This is a genomic window from Micromonospora echinaurantiaca, from assembly GCF_900090235.1.
GTDB classification, from domain to species: Bacteria; Actinomycetota; Actinomycetes; order Mycobacteriales; family Micromonosporaceae; genus Micromonospora; species Micromonospora echinaurantiaca.
In genome coordinates this window covers 2,084,264-2,107,803 of sequence record NZ_LT607750.1, presented here as the reverse complement: position 1 = coordinate 2,107,803, position 23,540 = coordinate 2,084,264, and the positions used below count along the sequence as shown (strand labels likewise).

The 23,540-nt window shown below is 71.3% G+C and carries 19 protein-coding genes and 1 pseudogene; 14 read left to right on the top strand and 6 right to left on the bottom strand.

Going from position 1 to position 23,540, the window contains the following annotated elements:
- The first annotated feature begins 99 nt into the window (after nucleotides 1-99).
- Complete coding sequence (locus GA0070609_RS09530) at nucleotides 100-519, top strand: SCP2 sterol-binding domain-containing protein (RefSeq protein ID WP_231928856.1); 420 nt, start codon at nucleotides 100-102, stop codon at nucleotides 517-519.
- The gene (locus tag GA0070609_RS09525; protein ID WP_088993474.1) at nucleotides 516-2,570 is read left to right on the top strand and encodes an amylo-alpha-1,6-glucosidase; all 2,055 of its coding nucleotides are present in this window, start codon (nucleotides 516-518) and stop codon (nucleotides 2,568-2,570) included. The genes GA0070609_RS09530 and GA0070609_RS09525 overlap by 4 nt, the downstream gene beginning before the upstream one ends.
- Nucleotides 2,571-2,622: 52 nt before the next feature.
- On the opposite strand, the gene GA0070609_RS09520 is transcribed toward GA0070609_RS09525, so the two are convergent.
- Complete coding sequence (locus GA0070609_RS09520) at nucleotides 2,623-5,250, bottom strand: discoidin domain-containing protein (RefSeq protein WP_088993473.1); 2,628 nt, start codon at nucleotides 5,248-5,250, stop codon at nucleotides 2,623-2,625.
- A 216-nt stretch (nucleotides 5,251-5,466) separates the two neighbouring features.
- The gene (locus GA0070609_RS09515; RefSeq protein ID WP_088993472.1) at nucleotides 5,467-6,666 is read right to left on the bottom strand and encodes an ROK family transcriptional regulator; all 1,200 of its coding nucleotides are present in this window, start codon (nucleotides 6,664-6,666) and stop codon (nucleotides 5,467-5,469) included.
- Nucleotides 6,667-6,896: 230 nt separating this feature from the next.
- On the opposite strand from GA0070609_RS09515, the gene GA0070609_RS09510 reads away from it, so the two are divergent.
- The 8 genes from GA0070609_RS09510 (at nucleotide 6,897) to GA0070609_RS09475 (ending at nucleotide 14,005) form a co-directional block, all read left to right on the top strand.
- A complete protein-coding gene (locus tag GA0070609_RS09510; RefSeq protein WP_197700245.1) occupies nucleotides 6,897-8,192 on the top strand; it encodes an ABC transporter substrate-binding protein in 1,296 nt (431 codons plus the stop codon).
- An 87-nt stretch (nucleotides 8,193-8,279) separates the two neighbouring features.
- Nucleotides 8,280-9,266, top strand: coding sequence for a carbohydrate ABC transporter permease (locus tag GA0070609_RS09505; RefSeq protein WP_088993470.1), 987 nt, complete (start codon nucleotides 8,280-8,282; stop codon nucleotides 9,264-9,266).
- Nucleotides 9,259-10,098: a carbohydrate ABC transporter permease gene (locus tag GA0070609_RS09500; RefSeq protein WP_088993469.1), complete on the top strand. Its 840-nt coding sequence runs from the start codon at nucleotides 9,259-9,261 to the stop codon at nucleotides 10,096-10,098. The genes GA0070609_RS09505 and GA0070609_RS09500 overlap by 8 nt, the downstream gene beginning before the upstream one ends.
- A gap of 36 nt (nucleotides 10,099-10,134) precedes the next feature.
- Nucleotides 10,135-11,520, top strand: coding sequence for a GH1 family beta-glucosidase (locus GA0070609_RS09495; protein WP_088993468.1), 1,386 nt, complete (start codon nucleotides 10,135-10,137; stop codon nucleotides 11,518-11,520).
- Between the two features lie 117 nt (nucleotides 11,521-11,637).
- The gene (locus GA0070609_RS09490; RefSeq protein WP_088993467.1) at nucleotides 11,638-12,312 is read left to right on the top strand and encodes a TMEM175 family protein; all 675 of its coding nucleotides are present in this window, start codon (nucleotides 11,638-11,640) and stop codon (nucleotides 12,310-12,312) included.
- A 70-nt stretch (nucleotides 12,313-12,382) separates the two neighbouring features.
- Nucleotides 12,383-12,754: an ArsR/SmtB family transcription factor gene (locus GA0070609_RS09485; protein ID WP_088993466.1), complete on the top strand. Its 372-nt coding sequence runs from the start codon at nucleotides 12,383-12,385 to the stop codon at nucleotides 12,752-12,754.
- Entirely contained in the window at nucleotides 12,751-13,392 is a 642-nt protein-coding gene (locus GA0070609_RS09480; RefSeq protein ID WP_088993465.1) for an SRPBCC family protein, read from the top strand. The genes GA0070609_RS09485 and GA0070609_RS09480 overlap by 4 nt, the downstream gene beginning before the upstream one ends.
- A 100-nt stretch (nucleotides 13,393-13,492) precedes the next feature.
- Nucleotides 13,493-14,005, top strand: a complete 513-nt coding sequence (locus tag GA0070609_RS09475; protein ID WP_088993464.1) for an NUDIX domain-containing protein — start codon at nucleotides 13,493-13,495, stop codon at nucleotides 14,003-14,005.
- 34 nt (nucleotides 14,006-14,039) lie between these two features.
- On the opposite strand, the gene GA0070609_RS09470 is transcribed toward GA0070609_RS09475, so the two are convergent.
- From GA0070609_RS09470 to GA0070609_RS09455, 4 genes and pseudogenes are all read right to left on the bottom strand, one after another.
- Entirely contained in the window at nucleotides 14,040-14,585 is a 546-nt protein-coding gene (locus GA0070609_RS09470) for an RNA 2'-phosphotransferase (protein ID WP_088993463.1), read from the bottom strand.
- A 71-nt stretch (nucleotides 14,586-14,656) separates the two neighbouring features.
- Nucleotides 14,657-15,316, bottom strand: coding sequence for a hypothetical protein (locus tag GA0070609_RS09465; protein ID WP_157748097.1), 660 nt, complete (start codon nucleotides 15,314-15,316; stop codon nucleotides 14,657-14,659).
- 346 nt (nucleotides 15,317-15,662) lie between these two features.
- Nucleotides 15,663-16,053, bottom strand: a pseudogene (locus tag GA0070609_RS09460) (DUF6114 domain-containing protein); the annotation flags it as partial.
- Between the two features lie 72 nt (nucleotides 16,054-16,125).
- Nucleotides 16,126-16,740, bottom strand: a complete 615-nt coding sequence (locus tag GA0070609_RS09455; protein WP_088993461.1) for a DUF6230 family protein — start codon at nucleotides 16,738-16,740, stop codon at nucleotides 16,126-16,128.
- A 616-nt stretch (nucleotides 16,741-17,356) separates the two neighbouring features.
- On the opposite strand from GA0070609_RS09455, the gene GA0070609_RS09450 reads away from it, so the two are divergent.
- The 4 genes from GA0070609_RS09450 to GA0070609_RS09435 all read left to right on the top strand — a co-directional run bounded on the left by GA0070609_RS09450 (nucleotide 17,357) and on the right by GA0070609_RS09435 (nucleotide 23,529).
- The gene (locus GA0070609_RS09450) at nucleotides 17,357-19,246 is read left to right on the top strand and encodes a gamma-glutamyltransferase family protein (RefSeq protein WP_088993460.1); all 1,890 of its coding nucleotides are present in this window, start codon (nucleotides 17,357-17,359) and stop codon (nucleotides 19,244-19,246) included.
- A gap of 170 nt (nucleotides 19,247-19,416) precedes the next feature.
- Nucleotides 19,417-21,804, top strand: coding sequence for a HAMP domain-containing protein (locus GA0070609_RS09445; RefSeq protein ID WP_231928599.1), 2,388 nt, complete (start codon nucleotides 19,417-19,419; stop codon nucleotides 21,802-21,804).
- A gap of 1 nt (nucleotide 21,805) precedes the next feature.
- The gene (pgsB, locus tag GA0070609_RS09440) at nucleotides 21,806-23,047 is read left to right on the top strand and encodes a poly-gamma-glutamate synthase PgsB (protein ID WP_088993459.1); all 1,242 of its coding nucleotides are present in this window, start codon (nucleotides 21,806-21,808) and stop codon (nucleotides 23,045-23,047) included.
- The gene (locus GA0070609_RS09435) at nucleotides 23,044-23,529 is read left to right on the top strand and encodes a poly-gamma-glutamate biosynthesis protein PgsC/CapC (RefSeq protein WP_088993458.1); all 486 of its coding nucleotides are present in this window, start codon (nucleotides 23,044-23,046) and stop codon (nucleotides 23,527-23,529) included. Before pgsB ends, GA0070609_RS09435 begins: the two co-directional genes overlap by 4 nt.
- Nucleotides 23,530-23,540 lie beyond the last annotated feature (11 nt).

Genomic DNA, 23,540 nt, shown 5'->3' with positions numbered 1-23,540 from the left:
CCCGGAACGGGTGAGATCCGGCGGCGGGTTCGCCTCGCCGGCGCGTGCCCCGCCGATCTCACCCGGAGCGGGTGATGCGGCCGTGCGGTGCTCCGGGTGATGCTTTATCTCGGCCGGGCCGACTCGCTGCGGGGGGTGCTGATGTCGGACACGACCGAGGAGTTCTTCGACCGGCTCGCGCGCCACGGCGCCGAGCGCCTGCTGCGGAAGACCACCGGCACGATCCGCTTCGACCTCGCGCACGAGCACGGGGACGACCACTGGTTCGTCACCATCCGGAACGGTCAGGTACGGGTGTCCAGAGAGGAGAGTGACGCCGATTGCGTGATCCATGCCGAGAACGCCGTCTTCGACCGGATGGTGCTCGGCGAGGTCAAACCGCTGCCCGCCTGGCTGCGCAACGACATCACCACCGAGGGCGAATACTGGCCGATCGTCCTGCTCGAGCGGCTGTTCCGGCAGCCGCCCGGGGCGCACCACCCGCGCGAGTTCGTCCGGGAGCACAGGGGACGGCGATGAGGTCGGACCTGGTCAGGATCCTGGACGGCAACATCTTCGTGCTCAGCTACCGCAGCGGCGACATCGAGTCGTCGCCCGCCGTTCCGTGCGGGTTCTTCTCCTTCGACACCCGGTTCCTCTCCAAGTGGCAGCTGACGGTCGACGGCGAGCGGCTGCACGCCCTGGCCATCGACGACCTGAAGTACTTCGCGGTGCGCTTCTTCCTGGTGCCGGGCGAGCCGACCCACTACCTCGACGCCAAGGTGTCGGTCCTGCGCGAGCGGTCCGTCGCGGGCAGCTTCGAGGAGCGGCTGACCGTCCTCAACCACAGCGACGAACCGGCCGACTTCACCGTCCGCCTGACGGCGGACAGTGACTTCATCCCGATCCTGGCGGTCGCGCAACCCCCGAACCCGGCGGGCCGGACCTACCGGAGCGTCGAGGCCGGATGCCTGCGGCTCGGCTACGAACGGGAGAAGTTCCGGCGCGAGACGACCATCGTCACCAGCGAGCCGGCCCAGATCGACGAACACGGGCTGACGTACCACATCCGGGTCGGGCCGCACGGTTCGTGGAGCACCACCCTGCACATCCGCGGGTCGGTGCTGCGCCCGGACGGCGACGACGTCCGGGACCGCATCCGTCCGCCGCGCCGCCGGCGGACCGCGCCGCAACTCCAGCGCGATCTCGACCGGTGGCTCGACCGGGCGCCGAAGCTGAAATGCGACTGGCCGGCCCTGACCAGCATCTACCGGCGCAGCCTGGTCGACCTCGCGGCGTTGCGCTACTCGCCGCTGACCCTCCCGGACCAGGCCATGCCCGCCGCCGGTCTGCCGTGGGCCGCCACCATCATCGGTCGGGACAGCATCCTTGCCAGCTTCCAGTCGCTGCACATCGCGCCGGAACTGGCCGCCGCGACACTGCGCATGCTCGGCGTCGACCAGGGCTCCGTGCTGGACGACTTCCGGGACGAAGAGCCGGGCAAGATCCTGCGCGAGTTCCGCTACGGCGAGTGGGCCGCGTTCGAGGAACGACCACAGTCGCCCTACTTCGGCACCGCCGACGCGACCCCGCTCTACGTGGTCCTGCTCGACGAGTACGAACGCTGGACCGGCGACGTCGGGCTGGTACGGGAGTTCGAGGACGAAGCACGGGCGGCGCTGCACTGGATCGACGAGTACGGCGACCTGCTCGGCGACGGCTACGTGCGCTACCAGCGCCGCAACGAACGCACCGGCCTGGAGAACCAGTCCTGGAAGGAGTCGTGGGACTCGATCTCGTACCGGGACGGCACGTTGCCGGGCCTGCCCCGGGCCACGTGCGAGTTGCAGGGCTACGCCTACGACGCGAAGCGGCGCGGCGCCCGACTGGCCCGACAGTTCTGGGGTGACCCGGTCTACGCCGACCGGTTGGAGCGGGAGGCGGCCGAGCTCAAGCAGCGGTTCAACCGGGACTTCTGGGTCGCCGACGGCGAGTACTACGCCCTCGCCCTGGACGCCGACGGCCGGCAGGTCGACGCCCTGTCCTCGAACATCGGCCACCTGCTGTGGAGCGGCATCGTCGACGAATCCCGGGCCGGAAAGATCGCTGAACACCTGCTCGGTCCCCGACTCTTCTCCGGCTGGGGCGTGCGGACGCTGGCCACCGGCCAGGCGCGGTACAACCCGCTCGGCTACCACGTCGGCACCGTCTGGCCGGCCGACAACTCGTTCATCGCCTGGGGGCTGCGCCGGTACGGGTACGGCCGGGAGGCGGCCCGCATCGCCGAGGGCATCATCGACGCCGGGGACTTCTTCGACGGCCGGCTGCCGGAGGCGTTCGGCGGGTACGACCGCGAGCTGACCCGGCACCCGGTCCAGTACCCCACGGCCTCCAGCCCGTACGCCGGCTCCACCGGGGCCGCGTTCCTGCTGCTGCGGACGGTGCTGGGGTTGAATCCGTACGGCGAGGACCTGGTGGTCGACCCGGAGCTGTCCGAGCGCTTCGGCCGGGTGGAACTGCTCGACATCCCCGGCCGGTGGGGCCGGCTCGACGCCATCGGTAACGTGCGCACCGACGCCCGCCGGGCGTAGCGCTTCGGGTGGGCCCGGCCGGACACCCGGCCGGGCCCGCCGCGGGATCGGCCTACGGGTAGTTGGTCAGGTAGGACTGCTGGTGGGCGGCGTTCGCGGTGTCACCGGTGTTGTTGATCACCCTGTTGATCGTGCCGACCCCGCCGAGCGAGACGGTGACCATGTTGGTGAACCGCACGTTCGGGTTGGTCGGCACCTCGAAGGCCCGGTCGGCGACCACCGCGGGGTTGACGTTGAAGTAACAGTAGCTGCCCAGCCCCCACGCCTGGTGGCTGGTCACCGAGTCGGCCACCTTGTACGCGGCGTAGCCCCGGGTCGACCCGTTCATCCAGCCGGCCTGGTTCGGCGGGTCGTACGGCATCTCGTTCTGGTAGAAGTACGTCCGCCCGCCGTTGCCGTTCCAGACGGTCTGGTACTTCTGGTAGTGCTCGACGAAGAGGCCGTACATGGTGACGTTGTCGCCGTTCACGGTGAGCCCGGTGTCGGCGGTGTTGACCGTCCACCCGACACCGTCGCCGTGGTCGGCCCGCCACAGCCACATGTGATCGCCGATCACGTTGTCGCTGTGGATGGTCAGCGTGTTGGTGGCCCGGCCGACGCCCGGCCCGCCGATCCGGAAGAACACGTCGTGCAGCGAGGTCGGGTTGGCCGCGTGGCTGGCCGCCGAGCCGGGCGGGCCGACCTCCATCAGCACCGGCGAGGTGACCTGGCCGGCCTCGAACATGATGCCGGCCACCTTGACGCCGTCCACGTCGGCCACCCGCATCGCCACGGTGCCGTTGTCGGCCTGGATGGTGGCCAGGCCGAGGCCGAGGACCACCGTGTCCGGCCGGTCCACCCGGATCGGCTCGGTGACGTGGTGCACGCCCGGGGTGAACAGCAGGTGCCGGCCCTGGGCGAGGGCGGCGTTGATGGTGGCCGCGCTGGTGCCCGGCTGGACCAGGTAGAACTGCGACAGCGAGATGGACGAGCCGGCCGGGGTCCTGCCGTACCAGCTGGTGCCGGTGGAGTTGGTGCGCAGCGCCGGGACGAAGACGCGGTACTCGCCGGTGCCGTCGACGTAGAGGAACGGCTTCTCCCGCACCTGTGGGGTCTGCGCGATGACGGTGTGCGACGGGTTCGGGAAGTGCGGCGCGGGTGCCCCGACGACGCCCTGGAAGACCATGTTCCACACCGAGCCGGTCCAGCCGTTGCCGAACTCGCTGTTGCGCGAGTACCACTGCTGCTGGGAGCCGGAGACGACCAGGCCGTCGATCCGGGTGTCGGCCATCAGCCCGCCGCTGGACCAGCCGTCGCCGCCGTTCCAGAGCTGGATCTGGTTCTGCCCGCCGCGCAGGTGCATCCGGCGGTACGGCGCGGCCTGGGACACCGCCCACCGCTCCACGGTCACCCCGGCCGGCAGGGTCACCGACAGGTTCTCGGCGGCCCGCCAGAAGTTCTGGGTGGCGTTGCCGCCCATCCAGAACGCCTCGACCCGGACGTGGCCGTTGAGGTTCACGTCGTCCGGGCTCATGCCGAGCCCGGCGACCTGGGTGAAGAAGCCGAGGTTGACGTCGGCGGTGTAGCTGCCGGGCTTGAACAGCACCGCGTACCGCTGCGGGCCGAACTGGTTGGTCTCCTGCTGGGTGAACAGGGTGTTCAGCCGGCTCTGGATGGTGGCGGTCGGGGTGGACGGGTCGAAGACGAACGTGTTCGGGCCGAAGTTCGGGTTGCGTGGGTCGGTCGGCGGGATGCCCGGGTCGGTCGTGCCTCCGGTGGTGTTCACCTGGAACTCCCAGAGCGAGTAGCCGTAGCCGGTGCCCCGCGCGGTGCCGTAGACCCGCAGGTAGCGGCCGCTGCCGGTCACGTCGAGGGTCTGCACACCGCCGGTGCCGGTGGTGGTGCTGTAGATCGTGGTCCAGGCGGCGCCGTCGACGGACGTCTGCAGCTGGAACGCCCGGGCGTACGCGGCCTCCCAGTTCAGCACCACCCGGCAGATGGTCTGGGTGCTGCCCAGGTCGACCCGGAGCCACTGGGGGTCGCTCGCCGCGCTGGCCCAGCGGGTCCCGGTGTTGCCGTCCACCGCGGCCGAGGCGGGCAGGCCGGGGTTCTCGGTGGACGAGGCGGTGGCCGGGCGGCCCTGGGCGGCGTTGGCGCTGCCGCAGGTGGGCGTGCCGCCGCCGGTCTCGCCGTAGACCTGGAACTCCCAGAGCGAGTAACCGTAGCCGGTGGCGCGCGCGGTGCCGTACATCCGGACGTAGCGGCCGGCGCCGCTGACCGTCAGGGTCTGCGTGCCGCCGGTGCCGGCGGTGGTGGTGTGGATGGTGGTCCAGGTGCTGCCGTCGTCGGAGGTCTGGAGCTGGAAGGCCCGGGCGTAGGCGCCCTCCCAGACCAGGGTGACCTGGCTGATGGTGGCCCGGGCGCCGAGGTCGACCCGGAGCCACTGCGGGTCGCTGAAGGCGCTGGACCAGCGGGTGCCGGTGTTCCCGTCGACGGCGGCCGCGGCGGGGGTGCCGGCGTTCTCGGTGGAGGAGGCGGTGGCCGGGCGGCCCTGGGAGAGCAGCACCGGCGCCGCCTGCGCCGGGGGTGTCGGGCCGGTCGGCGCCAGCGCCGCGACGAGCGCGACCACCAGGCCGATGAGGGTACGCCGGCGGGGTCGCCGGCCCGGTGCCGGGCGTACGGATGTAGCGCGAGATGTCATGACTTCGCCTGTCGATAGGGGGTACGGACGCCGGGCATGACGGGGTGACGGGAGGCCGGCCGCGGCGCGGGACGTGTGCCACCGGGACGGGCACCGCGACCGGAGAGCGCTCTCGGGGAAGTGTTACGGCGCGGTTGCGACGGCGTCAAGACATCGATCTATAACGCTGTTATATATCCCGAAGGTTCGATGCGTGCGGTTTGCCCGACGGGCCGGTCAGGGCCGGACGCCGCCGGCCGCCAGCAGCCGGGCGATCGGCAGGGTGGCCGCCCCCAGCGCCACCGCGTCGACACCGAGCCGGCACAGCTCGATCGACGCCTGCTCGTACGGCTGGCGCAGCGCCTGCCGGCCGGCGGCCTCGCGCACCGCCGGCAGCAGGTCGCCCAGCGCCATCGCGGCCCAGCCGCCCAGCACCACCCGCTCCGGGTTGAACAGGTTGATCAGGTTGGCCACCCCGGCGCCCAGGTAGCCGGCGGTCTCGTCGAGCACCTGGCGGGCGGTGGCCGACGTGGCGGCCGCCTCGACCAGGGCGGCCAGCTGGGACTCCTCGTCGTCGCCCGGCACCGCCCGGCCGCCCCGCGCCTCCCGGTACCGGTCGATCAGCGCCTCGGCCCCGACGTACGCCTCCAGGCAGCCCCGCGCGCCGCAACGGCAGGGCCGGCCCCCGTACACCAGGGTGGTGTGCCCCCACTCCCCCGCGCTGCTGGACGCCCCCCGGTAGGTGACCCCGTTGGTCACCACGGCGGCCCCGACGCCGGAGCCGACCAGCGCGAACACCGCGTGCCGGGCGCCCCGGCCGGCGCCGAACCACATCTCCGCCTGGCCGAGGGTCTTGGCGCCGTTGTCGATGTGCAGCGGCAGGTCGGTGCCGGCGGCGATCAGCCCCTCCAGCGGCACGCGGTCCCAGCCGAGCGCCTGGGCGTGCACCACCGCCCGATCCCCCTGCTCGACCACGCCGGAGACGCCGATGCCGACGCCGAGCACGTCGTCGGTGTCCACCCCGGCCCGGTCGGTGACCGCGTCGATCCCGGCCAGCACGTGCCCGGCCACCACCGACGGCTCGGTACGCGCCGGGTCCAGCGGGTACTCGACGCTGGCCAGCAGGGCCATCGCGAAGTCGAACAGCTCGACCCGCACCCGGGTCTCACCGACATCCACGCCGACCACGAAGGCGAACCGCGGCGCGACCCGGAGGATCATGCTGGGCCGGCCGCCGTCGGACTCGGCCGCGCCCGCCTCGACCACCAGGCCCTCGTCGATCAGGTCGCCCACCACGTTGCTCACCGCCGGCTGGCTGAGCCCGGTGCTGCGGACCAGGTCCTGACGGGTCAGCGGGCCGTCGAGGAAGAGCTTCGACAGCAGCGCCGACCGGTTCCGCAGCCGGACGCCACGATTCGTCGCTCGGGCCAACTCCACACGCCACCTCGATCCCCCGGGCCGTCCGAGGCGACTGTACGACCCCGTGCTTGACGGCCCATGACGACAACCACTTTAATGACGACATTCATTAAGCCGTGATGCAACTCCCGCGACACCGTCCGGCGGCCACCGCCGGAACCGGCCCCACCCGTTCCGCCGGCCCGTCCGCGACCCCCGCACCACCCGGCGCCGGCGACCCCCACCACTCGCACCGGAAGGGCAGACCCGTGTCGAGACGACACCTGGCGATACTCACCGCGGCCGTGCTGGCCGCCGCCTCGCTGACCGCCTGCGGCGGCGACGACTCCTCCTCGGGCGGCGCGAAGACGCTCACCTACTGGGCCAGCAACCAGGGCGCCAGCCTGGAGGCCGACAAGCAGATCCTCCAGCCTGAGCTGGACAAGTTCGAGCAGCAGACCGGCATCAAGGTCAACGTCGAGGTGGTGCCCTGGTCGGACCTGCTCAACCGGCTGCTCGCCGCCGCCACCTCCGGCCAGGGCCCGGACGTGGTCAACATCGGCAACACCTGGTCGGCCTCGTTGCAGGCCACCGGCGCGCTGGTGGAGTTCGACGACGCCACGCTGGCCAAGGTCGGCGGCAAGGACCGGTTCGTCCCGGCCGCGCTGGCCGCCGCCGGCGCCCCCGGCAAGCCGCCCGCGGCGGTGCCCCTCTACAGCCTCGCCTACGCCCTCTACTACAACAAGAAGGCGTTCGCCGACGCCGGCATCACCAGCCCGCCGACCACCTGGGAGCAGGTGGCCGAGGCCGGCCGGAAGCTCACCGGCGGCGGCCGGTGGGGCCTCGCGGTCGAGGGCGCCAACCCGTCGGAGAACGCCCACCACGCCTTCACCTTCAGCCAGCAGTACGGCGGCGAGTGGTTCGACTCGGCCGGCAAGCCGACCTTCGACACCCCGCAGAACGTCGCGGCGGTGAAGCGCTACGTCGACCTGATGGCCGCCGACAAGATCGTCAACCCGAGCAACGCCGAGTACGCGCAGAACCAGTCCGTCTCCGACTTCGCCAACGGCAAGGCCGCGATGCTGCTCTGGCAGGCCGCCGGGTCGAACCTGAAGTCGCAGAACATGGCCGCGGACGCGTACGGGATCGCCCCGGTGCCGTTCCTGGCCGCCCCGCCGGCCGGTGGCAAGAAGGTCAACAGCATGGTCGCCGGGATCAACATGGCGGTCTTCAAGCACACGAAGAACCGGGACGCCGCGCTGGAGTTCGTCAAGTTCATGACCAGCGACGCCGAGCAGGTGACGCTCAACAAGACGTACGGCTCGCTGCCCCCGGTGAAGACCGTGGCCGGCGACCCGGCGTTCGCCGCCCCGGAGCAGAAGGTGCTCCAGGAGACCCTGGCCAGCACGGCCGCGCCACTGCCGCAGGTGCCCGAGGAGAGCACCTTCGAGACGCTGGTCGGCACCGCCATCAAGGAGCTTTTCGCCGACGCGGCCAGCGGCAAGCCGGTGACCGAGGACAGCGTCCGACAGAAGTTGACCCAGGCCCAGCAGCAGATGCGCTGACGACGCGCCGACGACGCGCTGCCCGCCGGACCGGTGGCCGTGGGAGGGACGCCGACCCTCCCACGGCCACCCAGCGAGAGGACCCCGATGGCAACCAGCACCACCCCCCGGGACGTCACCGCGCCCGACCGACCGGCCCGGGGCGGCAAGCCGGGCCGGAGCCGCCTGCGGCGGCCCCGCCGGTCGCTCCTGCCGTACCTGCTGCTCGCCCCGGCCATCGTGCTGGAGCTGGCGATCCACGTGGTGCCGATGCTGGTCGGCGCGTGGATGAGCCTGCTGGAGCTGACCCAGTTCCACATTCGCGACTGGTCGACCGCGCCCTTCGTCGGTCTGGAGAACTACCGGGTGGTGCTCGACTTCGACTCCGCCGCCGGGGCCGAACTGCTGCACTCGTTCTGGGTGACCGTGCTCTACACGGTCGCCTCGGTCGGGCTCTCCTGGCTGCTCGGCACCACCGCGGCGGTGCTGCTGCAACGGCCGTTCCGCGGCCGCGGCGTGCTGCGCGCGCTCTTCCTCACCCCGTACGCGCTGCCGGTCTACACCGCGGTGATCACCTGGAGCTTCCTGTTCCAGCGGGACACCGGCCTGGTCAACCACGTCCTGGTCGACCAGCTGCACCTGTTCGGCGAGAAGCCGTTCTGGCTGATCGGCGGGAACAGCTTCGTCGCGCTGCTGATCGTGTCGGTCTGGCGCTCCTGGCCGTTCGCCTTCCTGTGCATCATGGCCGGCCTGCAGAACATCCCCGGCGACCTGTACGAGGCCGCGGCCATGGACGGGGCCGGCTTCTGGCGGCGGCTGCGCTCGGTGACCCTGCCCATGCTGCGGCCGGTGAACCTGGTGCTGGTGCTGGTGCTGTTCCTGTGGACCTTCAACGACTTCAACACCCCGTACGTGCTCTTCGGCGGCTCCGCGCCGGAGCAGGCGGACCTGATCTCGATCCACATCTACCGCAGCTCCTTCAAGACCTGGGACTTCGGCTCCGGCTCGGCGATGTCGGTGGCGCTGCTGCTGTTCCTGCTCGTGGTCACCGCCGGGTACCTGCTGATCACCAACCGCCGGAGGAACGATGCGTGAGACCGCGACCGAGCGCTGGGCCCGCCGGATGGTGCTGACCCTGCTGGCGATCTTCGTGCTGGTGCCGCTGTACGTGATGGTCAGCTCGGCGATCAAGCCGCTGCAGGACGTGCAGAACGCGTTCACCTGGTGGCCGCGGCGCCCGACGTTGCAGGCGTTCGTGGACATGTGGTCGACCGTGCCACTCGGCCGCTACCTGGTGAACAGCCTGGTCGTCGCCAGCGTGGCGGCGGTCTTCTCGGTCACCGTGGCGATCTTCGCGGCGTTCGCGGTGAGCCGCTACCGGTTCCGCGGCCGGGGCCTGTTCTCGGTCACCGTGCTGTCGACCCAGATGTTCCCCGGGATCCTGTTCCTGCTGCCGCTCTTCCTGATCTACGTCAACCTCGGCAACGCCACCGGCCTCCAGCTGTACGCCAGCCGGACCGGCCTGATCATCACGTACCTGACCTTCTCGCTGCCGTTCTCGATCTGGATGCTGGTGGGCTACTTCGACTCCATCCCCCGCGGGCTGGACGAGGCCGCCCAGGTCGACGGGGCCGGGCCGCTGCGCACCCTGTTCCAGGTGGTGCTGCCGGCGGCGGTGCCCGGCGTGGTCGCGGTGACCGTGTACGCGTTCATGACCGCCTGGGGCGAGGTGCTCTTCGCCTCGGTGATGACCGACGAGTCCAGCCGCACGCTGGCCGTCGGTCTGCAGGGCTACTCCACCCAGTTCAACGTCTACTGGAACCAGATCATGGCGGCGTCGCTGGTGGTCAGCGTCCCGGTCGTCGCCGGCTTCCTGGCGTTGCAGCGCTACTTCGTCGCCGGCCTGACCGCCGGCGCGGTCAAGTAGGACCACGTTCACCGCCGTCTGAAGGAGAATCGAGAAGTGCCGGACCTGTCCAACCTGCCGCCCGACTTCCTCTGGGGCGTCGCCACCTCGGCGTACCAGATCGAGGGCGCCGTCGACACCGACGGTCGGGCACCGTCCATCTGGGACACCTTCTGCCGGCTGCCCGGGGCCGTCGACAACGGCGACACCGGCGCCGTCGCCTGCGACCACTACCGCCGCTGGCCGGAGGACGTGGCGCTGATGCGGCGGCTCGGCGTCGACGCGTACCGGTTCTCGGTGGCCTGGCCGCGGGTGCGCCCGGACGGCGTCGGCGCGGTGAACGCGAAGGGGCTGGACTTCTACGACCGGCTGGTCGACGCGCTGCTGGCCGCCGGGATCCGACCGTTCGTCACGCTCTACCACTGGGACCTGCCGCAGGTGCTCCAGGACCGGGGCGGCTGGCCGGAGCGGTCCACCGCCGAGGCGTTCGCGGACTACGCGGCCGTGGTGGCCGCCCGGCTCGGCGACCGGGTGGCCGACTGGACCACCGTCAACGAGCCGCTCTGCGTGTGCTGGATCGGGCACCTGGAGGGGCGGATGGCCCCGGGTGAGCGGGACCTGGGCCGGGCGGTCCGCGCCGCGCACCACGTGCTGCTCGGGCACGGCCTGGCCACCCGGGCGATCCGGGCGAACGCCGCGCGCCCCGCGTCGGTCGGGCTGGTGCTCAACCTCAGCCCGATCGAGCCGGCCGCCACCGACCGGCCGGCGGACGTCGCGGCGGCCCGGCGGATGGACGGCCACGTCAACCGCTGGTGGCTGGACCCGGTGCACGGCCGCGGCTATCCCGCCGACATGCTCGCCACCTACGGGGTGGAGCCGCCGGTGCGCGGCGACGACCTGGCGGTGATCGCCACCCCGACCGACTTCCTCGGCGTCAACTACTACTTCCGGCAGGTGGTGATGGACGACCCGGCCGGGCCGCCGCCGTACGCCCGGCAGGTGCCGGTGCCCGGCTCGGTGGAGACCGCGATGGGCTGGGAGATGTACCCGCCCGGGCTGGAGCAGCTGCTGGTCGCGGTGCACGAGGAGTACCGGCCGGCGAGGATCGTCGTCACCGAGAGCGGCTCGGCCTGGCCGGACGACGAGGTCACCCCGGACGGCACCGTGGAGGACAAGGAGCGCACCGACCACCTGGAGCAGCACCTGGCCGCCTGCGCCGGGGCGGTCGGCCGGGGCGTCCCGCTCGCCGGCTACTTCGTCTGGTCGCTGCTGGACAACTTCGAGTGGGCGTACGGCTACGACAAGCGGTTCGGCCTGGTGCACGTGGACTACCCGACGCAGCGGCGGACGGTGAAGGCGAGCGGTCACCGCTACGCCGAGCTGATCCGCTCCCACCAGCGGCGCGCCGGAGCGGCGGAGGCCGTCGCCCCGGTGGCCGGATAGCGGGCCGACGGGGCCCGGGAACCCTGGGTGCCGCACCGGGCGGCACCCAGGGCCCCGTCCGGGTGGTCGGTCGCGGAGGCACTCCGGCGCCGGCCCGAACGGCGATAGCCTCCCCCCGTGGCCGCGACGGAGCAGGACCCGACGGGCGGCGCCAGCCTGGCCGAGATCGACCGGATGAAGGCGTTCAGCGACGGCGTCTTCGCGATCGTCATCACCCTCCTCGTGCTGGAATTGCGCGTCCCGTCGTACGAGCCGGGCGAACTGCTGACCGGGCTGCTGCACGAGGGCTCCGCCTATCTCGCCTTCGTGATCTCCTTCGGCTACGTCGGCGTTCTCTGGCTCAACCACCACGCGCTGCTGCGGCTGCTGCGCGGCACCAATCCGGCCCTGAACTGGATCAACCTGGCGATCCTGTTCGGCGTGGTGATCATCCCGTTTCCGACCGCGGTGCTCGCCTCGGCGTTCACCGACCACGGCGACCGGCACGACCGGCAGGCGGCGGTCGCTCTGTACGCGCTCGCCGCGGCGCTGATGTCGCTGCCGTGGCTGGTGGTCTTCGGCTACCTGCGCCGGCGGCCGGAGGTGTACGCGACTGGCGTCGACCACGCCTACGTGCGGGCTCAGGCGCGGCGGCCGATCACCGGCCTGGTCCTCTACGGTCTGGCCGGGCTGCTCGGCTGGTTCGTGGACCCGATGGTCGGGCTGGTCGCCATCATCGTCATGATCATCTATCACGCCGTCACCAGCGAGGGAATCCGCCGCCGGCGCTCGCCGGCTCGCCGGCCGGGCTGATCCGCCGGGCCGACCCCGCCGACCCCTATGCGTCCTCGCTTAAATAAGCGTGTACTGATATAAAGGTCCGGTGCATGCCTTCGACGTGCTCGGCGATCCGGTGCGGCGCCGGATCCTCGAACTGCTCGCCGGCGGCGAGATGACCGCCGGCGGGCTCTGCGACGTGATCCGCGCCGAGTTCGGCATCTCCCAGCCGGCCGTCTCCCAGCACCTGAAGGTGCTGCGGGACAGCGGCTTCACCACCGTGCGGCCGGAGGGGACCCGCCGGCTCTACGCCGTGGACCCGGCGCCGCTGCGCGAGGTCGACGACTGGCTCGGTCACTTCCGCCGGTTCTGGACCCCACCGCTGCAGGCGCTCGCCACCGAGCTCGCCAGGGGCAAGCGCGAACGGCGACTGCGCGAGCAGCGCGCCGAGGCTCCCGACGACAGGAGAGAATCATGATCGACGCGACCAGCCAGCTCAACGCCGTGCGTCGCCAGGTGGGCCAGCGGACGCTGGAGGCCGGCGAGGCCCGGGTGACGACCATCAGCCAGACGTACGACGCGCCGCTGGAGGACGTCTGGGACGCCTGCACCAACGCCGAGCGCATCCCCCGCTGGTTCCTGCCGGTCAGCGGCGACCTGCGCCTGCACGGCCGCTACCAGTTGGAGGGCAACGCCTCCGGCGTCATCGAGCGCTGCGACCCACCGAAGAGCTTCGCCGCCACCTGGGAGATGATGGGCGAGGTGAGCTGGATCGAGGTCCGGCTGACCCCGACCGGCGACGGTCGCACCCGGTTCGAGCTGGAGCACATCGCGCACGTCGACCAGGAGCGCTGGGACCAGTTCGGCCCCGGCGCGGTCGGGGTGGGCTGGGACCTGGCCCTGCTCGGCCTGGCCACACACCTGGCCGACGACGGCAGCGGGGTCAGCCCCGAGCAGAGCGAGGTCTGGAGCGCCTCCCCGGAGGGCCGGGCGTTCATGTCGTCGGCCAGCGACCGGTGGGGGGACGCGAGCATCGCCGCCGGCACCGACGCCGCGGCGGCCCGGGCCGCCGCCGGGCGCACCACCGCCTTCTACACCGGCACCCCGGAGAGCTGACCCCCGCCGCCCGAACGGTTCCGGTCGAGCGCGCCGCCCGTCGTGCGGGCCCACGCCGCCCGTCGTGAGGGCCCACCCCGGGCCGGTAACGTGCAGCGGCATGAGTGGCGTGCCGTACTCCCACTGCTCCTACTGCGGGGCCGCCTACCCGGCGGCGGCCGGCTGGCCGCGGATCTGCGCGGTCTGCGGCCAGACGGTCTGGCGCAACCCGCTGCCCGTCGCGGTGGCGGTGCTGCCGGTCCGCACGGCCGCGGGTCTCGGCGTCGTCGTCGTACGCCGGGACATCGAGCCGGCCCGCGGGCTGCTCGCGCTGCCGGGCGGCTTCGTCGAGTACGGCGAGGAGTGGAACGACGCGCTGGTGCGGGAACTGCGCGAGGAGACGGGCCTGCTCGCCGACGCCGCCGACGCCCGGCTCTTCGCGGTGCACAGCGCCCCGGCCGGCGGCACCATGATGCTCTTCGGCGAACTGCCCGAGCGGCCGGCCGAGGAGTTGCCGCCGTCCGCGCCGACCGAGGAGGCGACCGAGTGGCTGGTGCTCACCGAGCCGACCGAGCTGGCGTTCTCCACGCACACCCGGGTACTGGCCGACTTCCTCGCCCGCCGCGCCGGCTGAGCCGCGCCCCCGCCGCCGGCGGTGACTGCGACGCTCAGTCGGTGCCGGTCAGGTAGCCGGCGGGGACCGCATCGGTGAGCCAGACCCCGTTCGCGCTGCGATAGAAGACGTGTCCGTCGCGGGCCATCGCCGCCGCGTCGATGCTGAGCACCACCACCGCCCCATTACGCCGGGCGCCCACCCGCCGGGCGGTCTCGACGTCGGGCGACAGGTGGACGTGGTGCCGTCCGCCGCGGTGCAGGCCGGAGGCCCGGATCGACGCGACGGCGGCCGCCCCGGTGCCGTGGTAGAGCGTGTCCGGCGGTGGCACGGGCACCAACCCGAGGTCGACCGGGATCGAGTGCCCCTGGCTGGCCCGGATCCGCTCCACCCCGTCCGGACCCCGCTCGACCGCGAACCGCTGCTTGTCGTTGCCGGCCACCACCGCGTCGAGGTCGGCGCGGTCGATCCGCAGCGCGGCGAGGAACTCCCCGACCGGCACCCAGCCCGCCCCGTCGAGCGTGAGGCCGAACCGGCCGGGCTGGTGCCGCAACGCGAGCGACATCCGCTTGCTCAACCTGACCAGATCCGCGTGATCCACCTCGGCATTGTCACCCGAGCGCGCCCCCCCGATCACGACCCGTCCCGGCGCAGGTCCCGCGAACGGCTCGCCTACCGGCCGCTGAACGTGTCGCTCTTGACGAAGGCCAGGTCGATGGCGGGATCGGTGAAGGTGATCGCACCGGTCGACATGATCGGGACGCCGGCCGGCACCGGCAGGTCGGGAGCCAGCGTGATGGTGAAGCCGGGGAGTCGCCCGACGAAGCGGGTGGCGTAGAGCGCGACGTCACCGCGGGCCGTCACGGCGGCGAGCCGGACGGTCCGGTCCGGCGGGCCCGGCGGCCGCAGCACGACATCCTCGGTGACCGCCTCGTTCATGCTGAACTTCAACGCCGTGAGGGGGCCGTCGGCGGTGGGCAGTTGGACGATCCCTTCCAGCCGGAGCCCGCTCATGGTCAGCTTGGAGCCGGTCAGCTTCGCGGGGATCGCCGCGACCAGCGGCTGCCCCGGATCGGCGCTGATCCACGGCAACGCGGTACCGGCGTCGACGCCGCCGGTCGCGCCCGGGAACGACTTCGCTCGGTCGCAGTCAGCCGGACGGACGCCGCTCGGGCCGGACGACGCGGGCGGACTCCCCTGCGGCACGCCCGGTCCCGGCGGGCTCGGGCAGGTAGGTCCGTCCCGCACAGTAGCCGGCACCGCGGACGCCCGCGTCGGGCTCAGCGCGGCGGGCGCCACGGCGGCCACCAGGCCGAGCAGTCCGAGCAGCACCGCGACGGTCCGGCGGTCGGGCTTGCGAGGCGGGACGTCACCGATTCGCTGGGCCGTCCCCGGCCCGCAGGGAACCTCGTCGGCGGCTGCCCGCGAGACGACGCGCGGACCGCAGCCGTCCCGGCCCGACATCAGCTCGTCGACGACGGCCGGCTACTCCCGCTCGGCGCCGGTCCTGCACCGGGGGCCGGGCGGTCAGGGTCCGGCCCGGCCGCCCGATCGCGCCGCGTCGTCGCCTCGTCCGGTGACCCGTCCCGCGCGGCGTCGGGCGACCCGCCCCGCCCCTCCCCGGTCGACTCGCGTGTCGTCGCGTCGTCCTCGGGCTCTGCGCGTCCGACCGCGGGGGCGGGTTCCGGCGTCCACGCGTAGCCCAGGGCACTGCCCACGATGCCGAGGATCAGACCGAAGAAGAAGCCGCCGAGGTTGACCCCGATCAGCGAGAAGAGGGCGGTGACCGCGGCGACCACGGCGTAGAGGGCCCGGTGTTGCGGCTTGAACCACATCAGCAGCCCGCAGGTCACCAGGATGGCGGGGATCAGCCAGGAGAGAAAGCCCGTCGGCCCCGTCTGGAAGGAGAGACCAGCGAGCGACATCTGGGTGGTGCCGAAGATTTCGAGGCCGGCCAGGCCGGTGAGCAGGCCGCCCCAGAAGGGCCGGGTCCGCCGCCAGTGGCGGAAACCGTCCCGTGCCAGGCGGAACCGGCCGGGCCGGGCCTGCTGGAGTTCGGCGTCTGTCACGCATCCTCCTGCCGGATGAGGAGTGGACGGTGGGGAGGGCACGCGGAGAGCCTGGCGGCCGGGACGGCCGGCTCAGAAGCATTCCCTGGCGGCCGGGCCGACATTGACCTTCAACCGCAGTCCGGTGAGGTTGAACTGCCCGGCCTGGGTGGAGCGGGCCACCTGACGCAGGTTCTTGATGTTGACCGCGTCGGCCTGTTGGCCGAAGGCGCCCCGGGGACCCCGGGCGCCGGGCGGGCCGCCCTCGAGGGTCGACGCGTCCTGCCCGATGTTGATGTTGGTGAACCTGACGTCGCCCTCGAGCGACTCGACATCGAGCAGCAGGTCGCTCGCCGTGGCGGGTCGGCCGCCACCGCCGGCGGTGATGGTGAGCACTACGGGAGCGCCCGGCGCCTTCACCGACTGGCACAGGTCGAACAGCCGCGCCTCGCGGATGCCGGTGACCGCCACCGGGTGCTCCGTTCCGTCGACCTCCCTGGCGACCCCGCCGTACTGGACGAAGCCCTCCCCTTGCAACTCCGAGGCCGACACCTTGAACGTCTGCCCGGACACGGCGAACGAGGCGGCGATCGCGCCGTTGGCCATACCGAAGACGATCCCGGCAGCGACCGCGCTCGCCGGCACCAGCATCGCGGCGAACCTTCGCCACCGGGTACGTCCCACGGGGTTACCGATCCGTTCCTGCACGATTGCTCCTCGGGTGGATGTCGCGCGGTCTTCCGGACGGATGTGGTGGTCGCGCACGGCGCCTGACCACCTGTTGTCGGGCAGGGCGATGGGTTCCGGTGTGATGGCGCAAGTGCCGCACATCACAGGGCCCGCCTCCTCGACGCTAACACAGAGTGGACTTCTCGGGGTCAATTCCTCACTGAGCGTAAGATGGCCCCGATTGCGCCGGCTGGCGCCTGCGGAACGGACAGCCCGGACCGTGGTGCACTGAACCGTCGAATCGCCACTGGCGGCCAGTCGGGGGACGACCAGGGCCCGCCGGTCGGCCTGCGCGCCGAGTCGAGGTGCGTGGACTTTCTCCGCTATCACCGGCGACACCTTCGCCCCGCAGGCCACGACTTCCGGCGATGTCCTGCGCCATCACCCGGGTGACATCGATGATGCCCCTAACTTCGCCTGCTGCCGTTCGGACGGTCGGGCCATCCGGGATCGCAGCCCACCTGCGGGAGACGTCGGGGCGAAGAGCGCGGGCGGCAGGCCCGGGAGGCAAGACAGGGAGACGCATTCCGGTTGGGGAGCTTCGTGATGGTCAGCGTGAACGCTTCGCTCCGGACCGATCTCGAAAGGTCACTCCATGTTCGCACGCAGGGCGCACCATCTCATTCCCGCGCTGGCGATGGCGCTGGGTATGTCCGCCGTGGCCGTGGCACCCGCGTCAACTCCGGTCGCTGCGCCCGCCGAGGCCTGCACGAAGAATCCGAGAAGCAAGAGCGGCCGGGAGGACGACGCTGTCGTCGAGAAGTTCATGGTGGCCGCCGCCCATCCGCTCGCCGCCGAGGCCGGTTGCAAGATCATTGCCAGGGGCGGCAGCGCCGCGGACGCCGCGGTGTCCGTTCAGGCGGTCCTCGCTGTCGTGGAGCCGCACGCCTCCGGGCTCGCCGGCGGCACGCTCATCAACCACTGGGACAAGGACAAGCGCGACATCCGCTTCTTCGACGGCATGTCCAGAGCGCCGCGGAACGTGACCGAGAATGTGCGGACGCCCACCGCGCAGGAGGCCGAGGATCTCGGAACGGATCGCTTCCCGAACGACGCCTCGGCGACCGGACGCGCGTTCGGCGTTCCCGGCACCCTGCGGGTGCTCGCGGACGTGCACGAGTTGTACGGCGAACTCCCGTGGAACCAGCTCTTCGACGACGCCATCAGGCTGGCCAAGGACGGGTTCCCCATGTCCCCGAACCTGCACGACGGTTTCGAGGAGCGTTTCAACGGGCGGAAGCGCTGCAACTATCCCGACCTGCGCCCCCGCTACTGCAACGGCGACGAGCCCAAGCCGGTGGGCAGCACGCTCTACAACCCTGAGATCGCCGAGGTGCTGCGGCTGGTGCGGGACGGGGGCGCGGAGGCGTTCTACGACCCGGACGGCGAGATCGCCCCGACCATCGCCAAGCACGCGGCGAAGGGCCCGATCAAGCTCAAGGGCAACACGGCGGGCCCGGTGGTGATCCCCTCCCTGATCACCCCGCAGGACTTCGCCGACTACACCCCGGTGGAGCGCACCGAGATCTGCCGGAAGCCGTTCGGCGTCTCGGTGTGCACCTCACCGCCCCCCGCGTTCGGCGGAGTGGCGGTCCTGGAAGAGCTCGGCCTGCTCGAACGCGGCGACGTGAAGAAGACCGACCCGGGCTCGGCCGCCCGAATCCATCTGTCGCTGGAGGCCAGCCGGTTGGCGAATCTGGACCGTCGCGCCTACATCGGTGACCCGGACTATCACGGCGTGCCCGTGGACGGTCTCCTCGACGACCGGTACCTCGACAACCGCTTCTCCCTCTTCTCTCGCGACCGGGCGGTCCGACCCGTCGAACCGGGTGACCCGCCGGGAGTGCGACCCGAACCTCCGGTGGTGGGCGACGAACCCGCCACGGTGGACGTCGGCGACCCGACGAGCAACGTGAGCATCGTCGACGCCGAGGGCAACGCCGTCTCCATGACGACCACCAACAACAGTCATTTCGGGTCGCACCTGGAAGTCCAGGGGATGATTCTCAACAACGCGTTGAACAACTTCACGGACACCGCGTCGGTCTCACCGGGAAAGCCCGTCAACGTCATGCAGCCGGGGAAGCGGCCCACGGCCTCGATGGCGCCGACGCTCGTGCTGGACGGTGAGGGTAAGGAACTGAGGCTGGTGGTCGGCGCTGCCGGCGGCTCCCACATTCCTGACTACGTGGTCCAGACCATCGTGGGAGTGATCGTCGACGGCATGACCCCGGCAGAGGCGATCAACCAGGGCCATTACAGCGGACAGGACATCACCCGCGACTGTGATGGGGAACGGGATGCGCCGTCGGCCATCGAGGCGAACCGGAGAGTGGCCCTACGGATGCCGAACCTCGTCGAGCGTCGGCACCCCTGTCCCCGACTCATCGCACTGGACAGCGGTCTCACGGCGATCGAGATTCGCGGCAAGCAGCTGCTCGGCGCGGCCGACCCACGCCGGGACGGCACCGCCACCGGGGGCTGACGTCACGCCGGCCGGTGTCGTGCCGCGCCGGCCCGGCACGCGGGTTCATCTCGGCAGGGTGAGGCTGGCTCACCCTGCCGAGTTCCATGATCGGGTCATACCGCCCCATCCAGCGTTTGGCGGGGTCCGGCAGAGGTCCGAGGCATGCCCAGGTTCGTCCCGGTGAGGTGATGCTGGCTCACCCCGTCGAGTCCGATGATCGATTCGACCGTGCAACTTCCGGTGTTCACGGAAGGGAAGGGGTCGCCATGAATAGAAGGAGCGAAGGCGAACAGCCTGCGCCTGACCGGGACACAGAACAGCAGAGCTTCCGTGGCCAGGCTCCCGTGACGGGGAAGCCGGCCGAGCTGCCGCCGGAGGAAATGGTCGCCTGGCGGCGACGCGCCCTGGAGCAGCAGCTACCGGCTGCCGGGTTTCCAGCGGGTTCCGGGACACCCTCGCTGGTGTATCTCTGGGTGACGATGTGCCTGGCGGCGGCCATCGTGCTGGGGTTCGCCGTCAACCACCAGCGGGGCGTGCCCCCCGCCGTGGTGGATTCGCAACGGGACAACGTGTCGAAGGTCGCCACCAGCACGCGAATGACCATCCAGCACTCGGTCGAGGAGCTCGACCAGCGGGTCTCCACCCGGGCACCCGGGACGCCGGACCCCGAACTGCTGAAGCAGGCGGTGGGCGACGGAGCCACCTGGAACGGGGCCACGATCATGGAAACGGCCAGCCGGCGCCCGGTGGCGACCCTGGGGCCGCAGCTGCCGCTCGAGCAACTGCCGCCGACACTGCCGGCCAACGTGTTCCCGGTCAGCACGGCCGACGGTCCGGCGCTGGTCCGCAGTATCGCGCTTGACCAGTCGCGGACCTTGCTGGCGATGCAACCGCTCAACGTGGACGAGTTGCGGCTCAATCCCAAGGCCCGCCAGGGCGTCTTCGTGCTCACGCCGGACGGGAAGAGCACGCTGATGCAGGGGGTGAGTGCCGTCGACGAGGTCCACCTGCCGGTGGTCTTCGGCGAGCTGGCACAGTCCGACTCCAGCGAGGGCCACCCGATCAGGGTGACCGAGTGGCAGGACCGCCAGTTGGTCGTCTCGTCCGCTCCGGTGGGGAACACCGGCGTGACGCTGGCGACCCTGATCGTCGCCGACGAGGCGGGCGGTACCTCCGCGGTCCGCGGTCTCCTGCTCGGCCTGACCCTGTTGGCGTTGGCGGTGCCGAGCTTCCTGTTGATGCGGCTGGCGCTGGTCCGTCCCGTGCGCTCGCTGCTCGAGCAGGCCAAGGCCAACGCCTCCGGCGCCGCCCCGGCCAAACGACATCCGCTGCGGATCGCGGAGGCGCACCGCATCGCCCAGGCGCTGGCTTTCACGTCCGGCGACACCTCGTCGGCCAGCAGCCCGCGCACCCGGTGGCGGTGGCGTTGGCGGCCGACCGTGACGCAGGCCCTGGCCGTGGCCACGGTCGTAGCGCTGCTCTGGCCGGCGGCGGCGGTGGCGACCGCCCTCGGCGCGCCCAAGCCGTCGATCCCCGACCAGCTCGTCAAGGACGAGGAGAGCCGGGCCGAGGCGGCGAGCACGATGATGGGCAAGGCGCTCAACAACGGGCTGCAGACGGTGATCCGCGTCTCGCAGACCGCCGAGTCCAGCGACCCCGCGCAGCTGACGCCGCTACTCAAGCACGAACTGGCCGACAAGCAGCGGTTCCGCAGCCTCTACCTGATGGATTCGAGCGGATCGGTGATCAGCTCGGCCGGACGCGAGCCGCTGCGGAAGGAGCCGCTGCGGGGTGAGGCCGGCATCGACCTGGACGACAAGACCGCCCGAGTCCCGGTGGTCTACGCCTTCCGGGTCGGCGCCAACGGCGTCGCCACGGTGGGTGAGTACAACATCGACTACCTGCTGGGGATGCTGCGCGAGGTGGACGGCCAGGCCCGGATCGTGGACGAGGATCTGCGCACGGTCTTCGACTCGGAGGGCTTCCGCGCCTTCGAGGAGCTGGAGGGCAGCGCCCGTGGCGCCGCGGCCGAGGCGTTGAAGGGCGGCACCGTGGGGCGGGCCGAGACGCCTGGGGGCGGTGCGGCCCTGATCGCCGCCGCCGGCTTGAACAAACCCAACACGGTTGCGCCGCTGAAGTGGTCCCTGGTCGTGGAGCAGGACCTGGCCGGACTGCGGCTGCCGCAGAGCGACGGACGCCGGTGGACGCTGCTGGTCGCCGGCGCCGCGACCGGTGTCGTGCTGCTCAGTCAGGTGTGGCAGTACTACGTCTTCGCCCGGCCGCTGCGGCGGCTGGCGACCGAAGCCGACCGGATCCGCGGCGGCTCGGTCGAGACGCCCATCCCGCCGCAGCGGCACGACGACATCGGGGAACTGGCCATGTGTCTGGAGGTCTGCCGTCAGGCCCGGCACACCGGCTCGGATCGGTTGGGCGGGGTGCCGCGGATTCGCGGCACGGAGGACGACCCGACCGTGGTGCTCCCCGAGGTGCCACCGCCGGCCAGTCCGGAGAGGGTCGCCCCGCCGACCGTCTATCGCGGCGGTCACCAGTCTGCCGGCCGAGACGAAGGGGATTGACGTGGCATATCTATACGTCGTATTCGTCCTTTGCTGCCTGGCTCTGCTCGTCGCCGGGATCGTCGAGCACCGCAACCACAACCGCAACCTGGACAAGATCCCGGACCGCGTGCTGGTCAACGGCATTCGCGGCAAGAGCTCCATCACCCGGCTCTGTGCCGGCGCGCTGCGCGGCGGTGGGCGGGTGGTGGTGGCCAAGACCACCGGCACCGCGGCCCGGTTCATCTTCCCGGACGCCAGTGAAGAGCCGGTGCACCGGAAGTTCGGCATCGCGAACGTGGTGGAGCAGATCGGGATCGTGCGGCGGGCCGCCGTCTACCACCCCGACGCCCTGGTCATGGAGTGCATGGCGGTGATGCCGGCGCTGCAGGAGGTCAACCAGAGCAAGCTGATCCGGTCGAACATCGGGGTGCTGTGCAACGTGCGCGAGGACCATCTCACCGAGATGGGTCCCACCCTGGACGATGTGGCCCGGTCGCTGAGCCGGTCCATGCCGGTGGGTGGTGTCTGCATCACCGCCGAGCGGGAACGGCTGGCGATCCTGCAGGAGGAGGCCGAACGGCGCGACTGCCGCCTGATCGCGGTCGATCCCGAGTCGGTGACCGACCGCGAGATGGACGGGTTCGGGTGGATCACGTTCAAGGAGAACGTCGCCATCGCGCTGGCCGTCGCCGAGCAACTGGGCGTTGACCGGCACAGCGCGCTGCGGGGCATGTGGGAGGCCCCGCCCGACCCCGGTGTGCTGTCCGTGGCGCGGGTGATGCACGGCAGCAAGCGGATGCGGTTCGCCAACATCTTCGCCGCCAACGATCCCGAGTCCACCTTCATGAACATCCAGCAACTGGAGAATCAGCACCTCATCACCCGTCCGCTGACGATGGTGGTCAACTGCCGGCCGGACCGGATCGAGCGCAACGGTCAGATGGGTGAACTCAGCGGCCGGGTGCGACCGGAGAAGATCGTTCTCATCGGCGAGGTGACCAAGAGCGCGCGGACGAGCGTGCCGTCGGAGCTTCAGGACCGGGTGGTCGACATCGGCGGCAAGCTCGCCCCTGACCGCCTGCTGGAGGGCGTGATGGCGGAGACGCCGGCCGACTCCTCGATCGTCGCCGTGGGGAACATCCACGGGCAAGGCGAGGTCCTGATCCACAAGCTGGCGGAACTGCCGGGCTGGACCTGCGAGGACGGGTCTCCATCGGCCTCCACGCTTCGTACGCCGACCGGAGAAAGGATTCAGCGATGACCTTCGGCGGAGAACTCAGCGCCCAACTGGCCACCGCGAGCCTCGGGATCGGCCTGGTGTTCGCGCTGCTGTGCTATCTGACCACGAACCTCTCGCCGGGCGGCATGATCACGCCCGGGTGGATCGCCCTGACGCTCATCGAGGACCAACTGCAGGCGGTGATCATCGCCGGGATGACCGTGCTCACCTACCTGCTCACCCTGCTGATGCAACGGGTGGTGATCCTGTACGGCAAGCGGCTGTTCGCGGCGATCGTGCTACTCAGCGTCCTGTTGCAGCTGACCCTGTTCGTCATCGTCCAACGTGACCTTCCGCTGCTGTTCGCCCACCAGACGCTGGGCTTCGTCATCCCCGGGCTCATCGCGTACCAGCTCGTGCGGCAGCCGCCGAAGGCCACCATCATGGCGACCGTCATCGTCACCGCCATCACCTTCGGGGTCGCGTACAGCGGCGTCGTGGCCGGTTTCGTGCCGGTGACCTGACCGCAGCCCAG

Coding starts and splice junctions, on each gene's coding strand:
- GA0070609_RS09530 (WP_231928856.1), top strand. CDS start 100: ATGCTTTATCTCGGCCGGGCCGACTCGCTGCGGGGGGTGCTGATGTCG.
- GA0070609_RS09525 (WP_088993474.1), top strand. CDS start 516: ATGAGGTCGGACCTGGTCAGGATCCTGGACGGCAACATCTTCGTGCTC.
- GA0070609_RS09520 (WP_088993473.1), bottom strand. CDS start 5,250: ATGACATCTCGCGCTACATCCGTACGCCCGGCACCGGGCCGGCGACCC.
- GA0070609_RS09505 (WP_088993470.1), top strand. CDS start 8,280: ATGGCAACCAGCACCACCCCCCGGGACGTCACCGCGCCCGACCGACCG.
- GA0070609_RS09500 (WP_088993469.1), top strand. CDS start 9,259: ATGCGTGAGACCGCGACCGAGCGCTGGGCCCGCCGGATGGTGCTGACC.
- GA0070609_RS09480 (WP_088993465.1), top strand. CDS start 12,751: ATGATCGACGCGACCAGCCAGCTCAACGCCGTGCGTCGCCAGGTGGGC.
- GA0070609_RS09475 (WP_088993464.1), top strand. CDS start 13,493: ATGAGTGGCGTGCCGTACTCCCACTGCTCCTACTGCGGGGCCGCCTAC.
- GA0070609_RS09450 (WP_088993460.1), top strand. CDS start 17,357: ATGTTCGCACGCAGGGCGCACCATCTCATTCCCGCGCTGGCGATGGCG.
- GA0070609_RS09445 (WP_231928599.1), top strand. CDS start 19,417: ATGCTGGCTCACCCCGTCGAGTCCGATGATCGATTCGACCGTGCAACT.
- GA0070609_RS09435 (WP_088993458.1), top strand. CDS start 23,044: ATGACCTTCGGCGGAGAACTCAGCGCCCAACTGGCCACCGCGAGCCTC.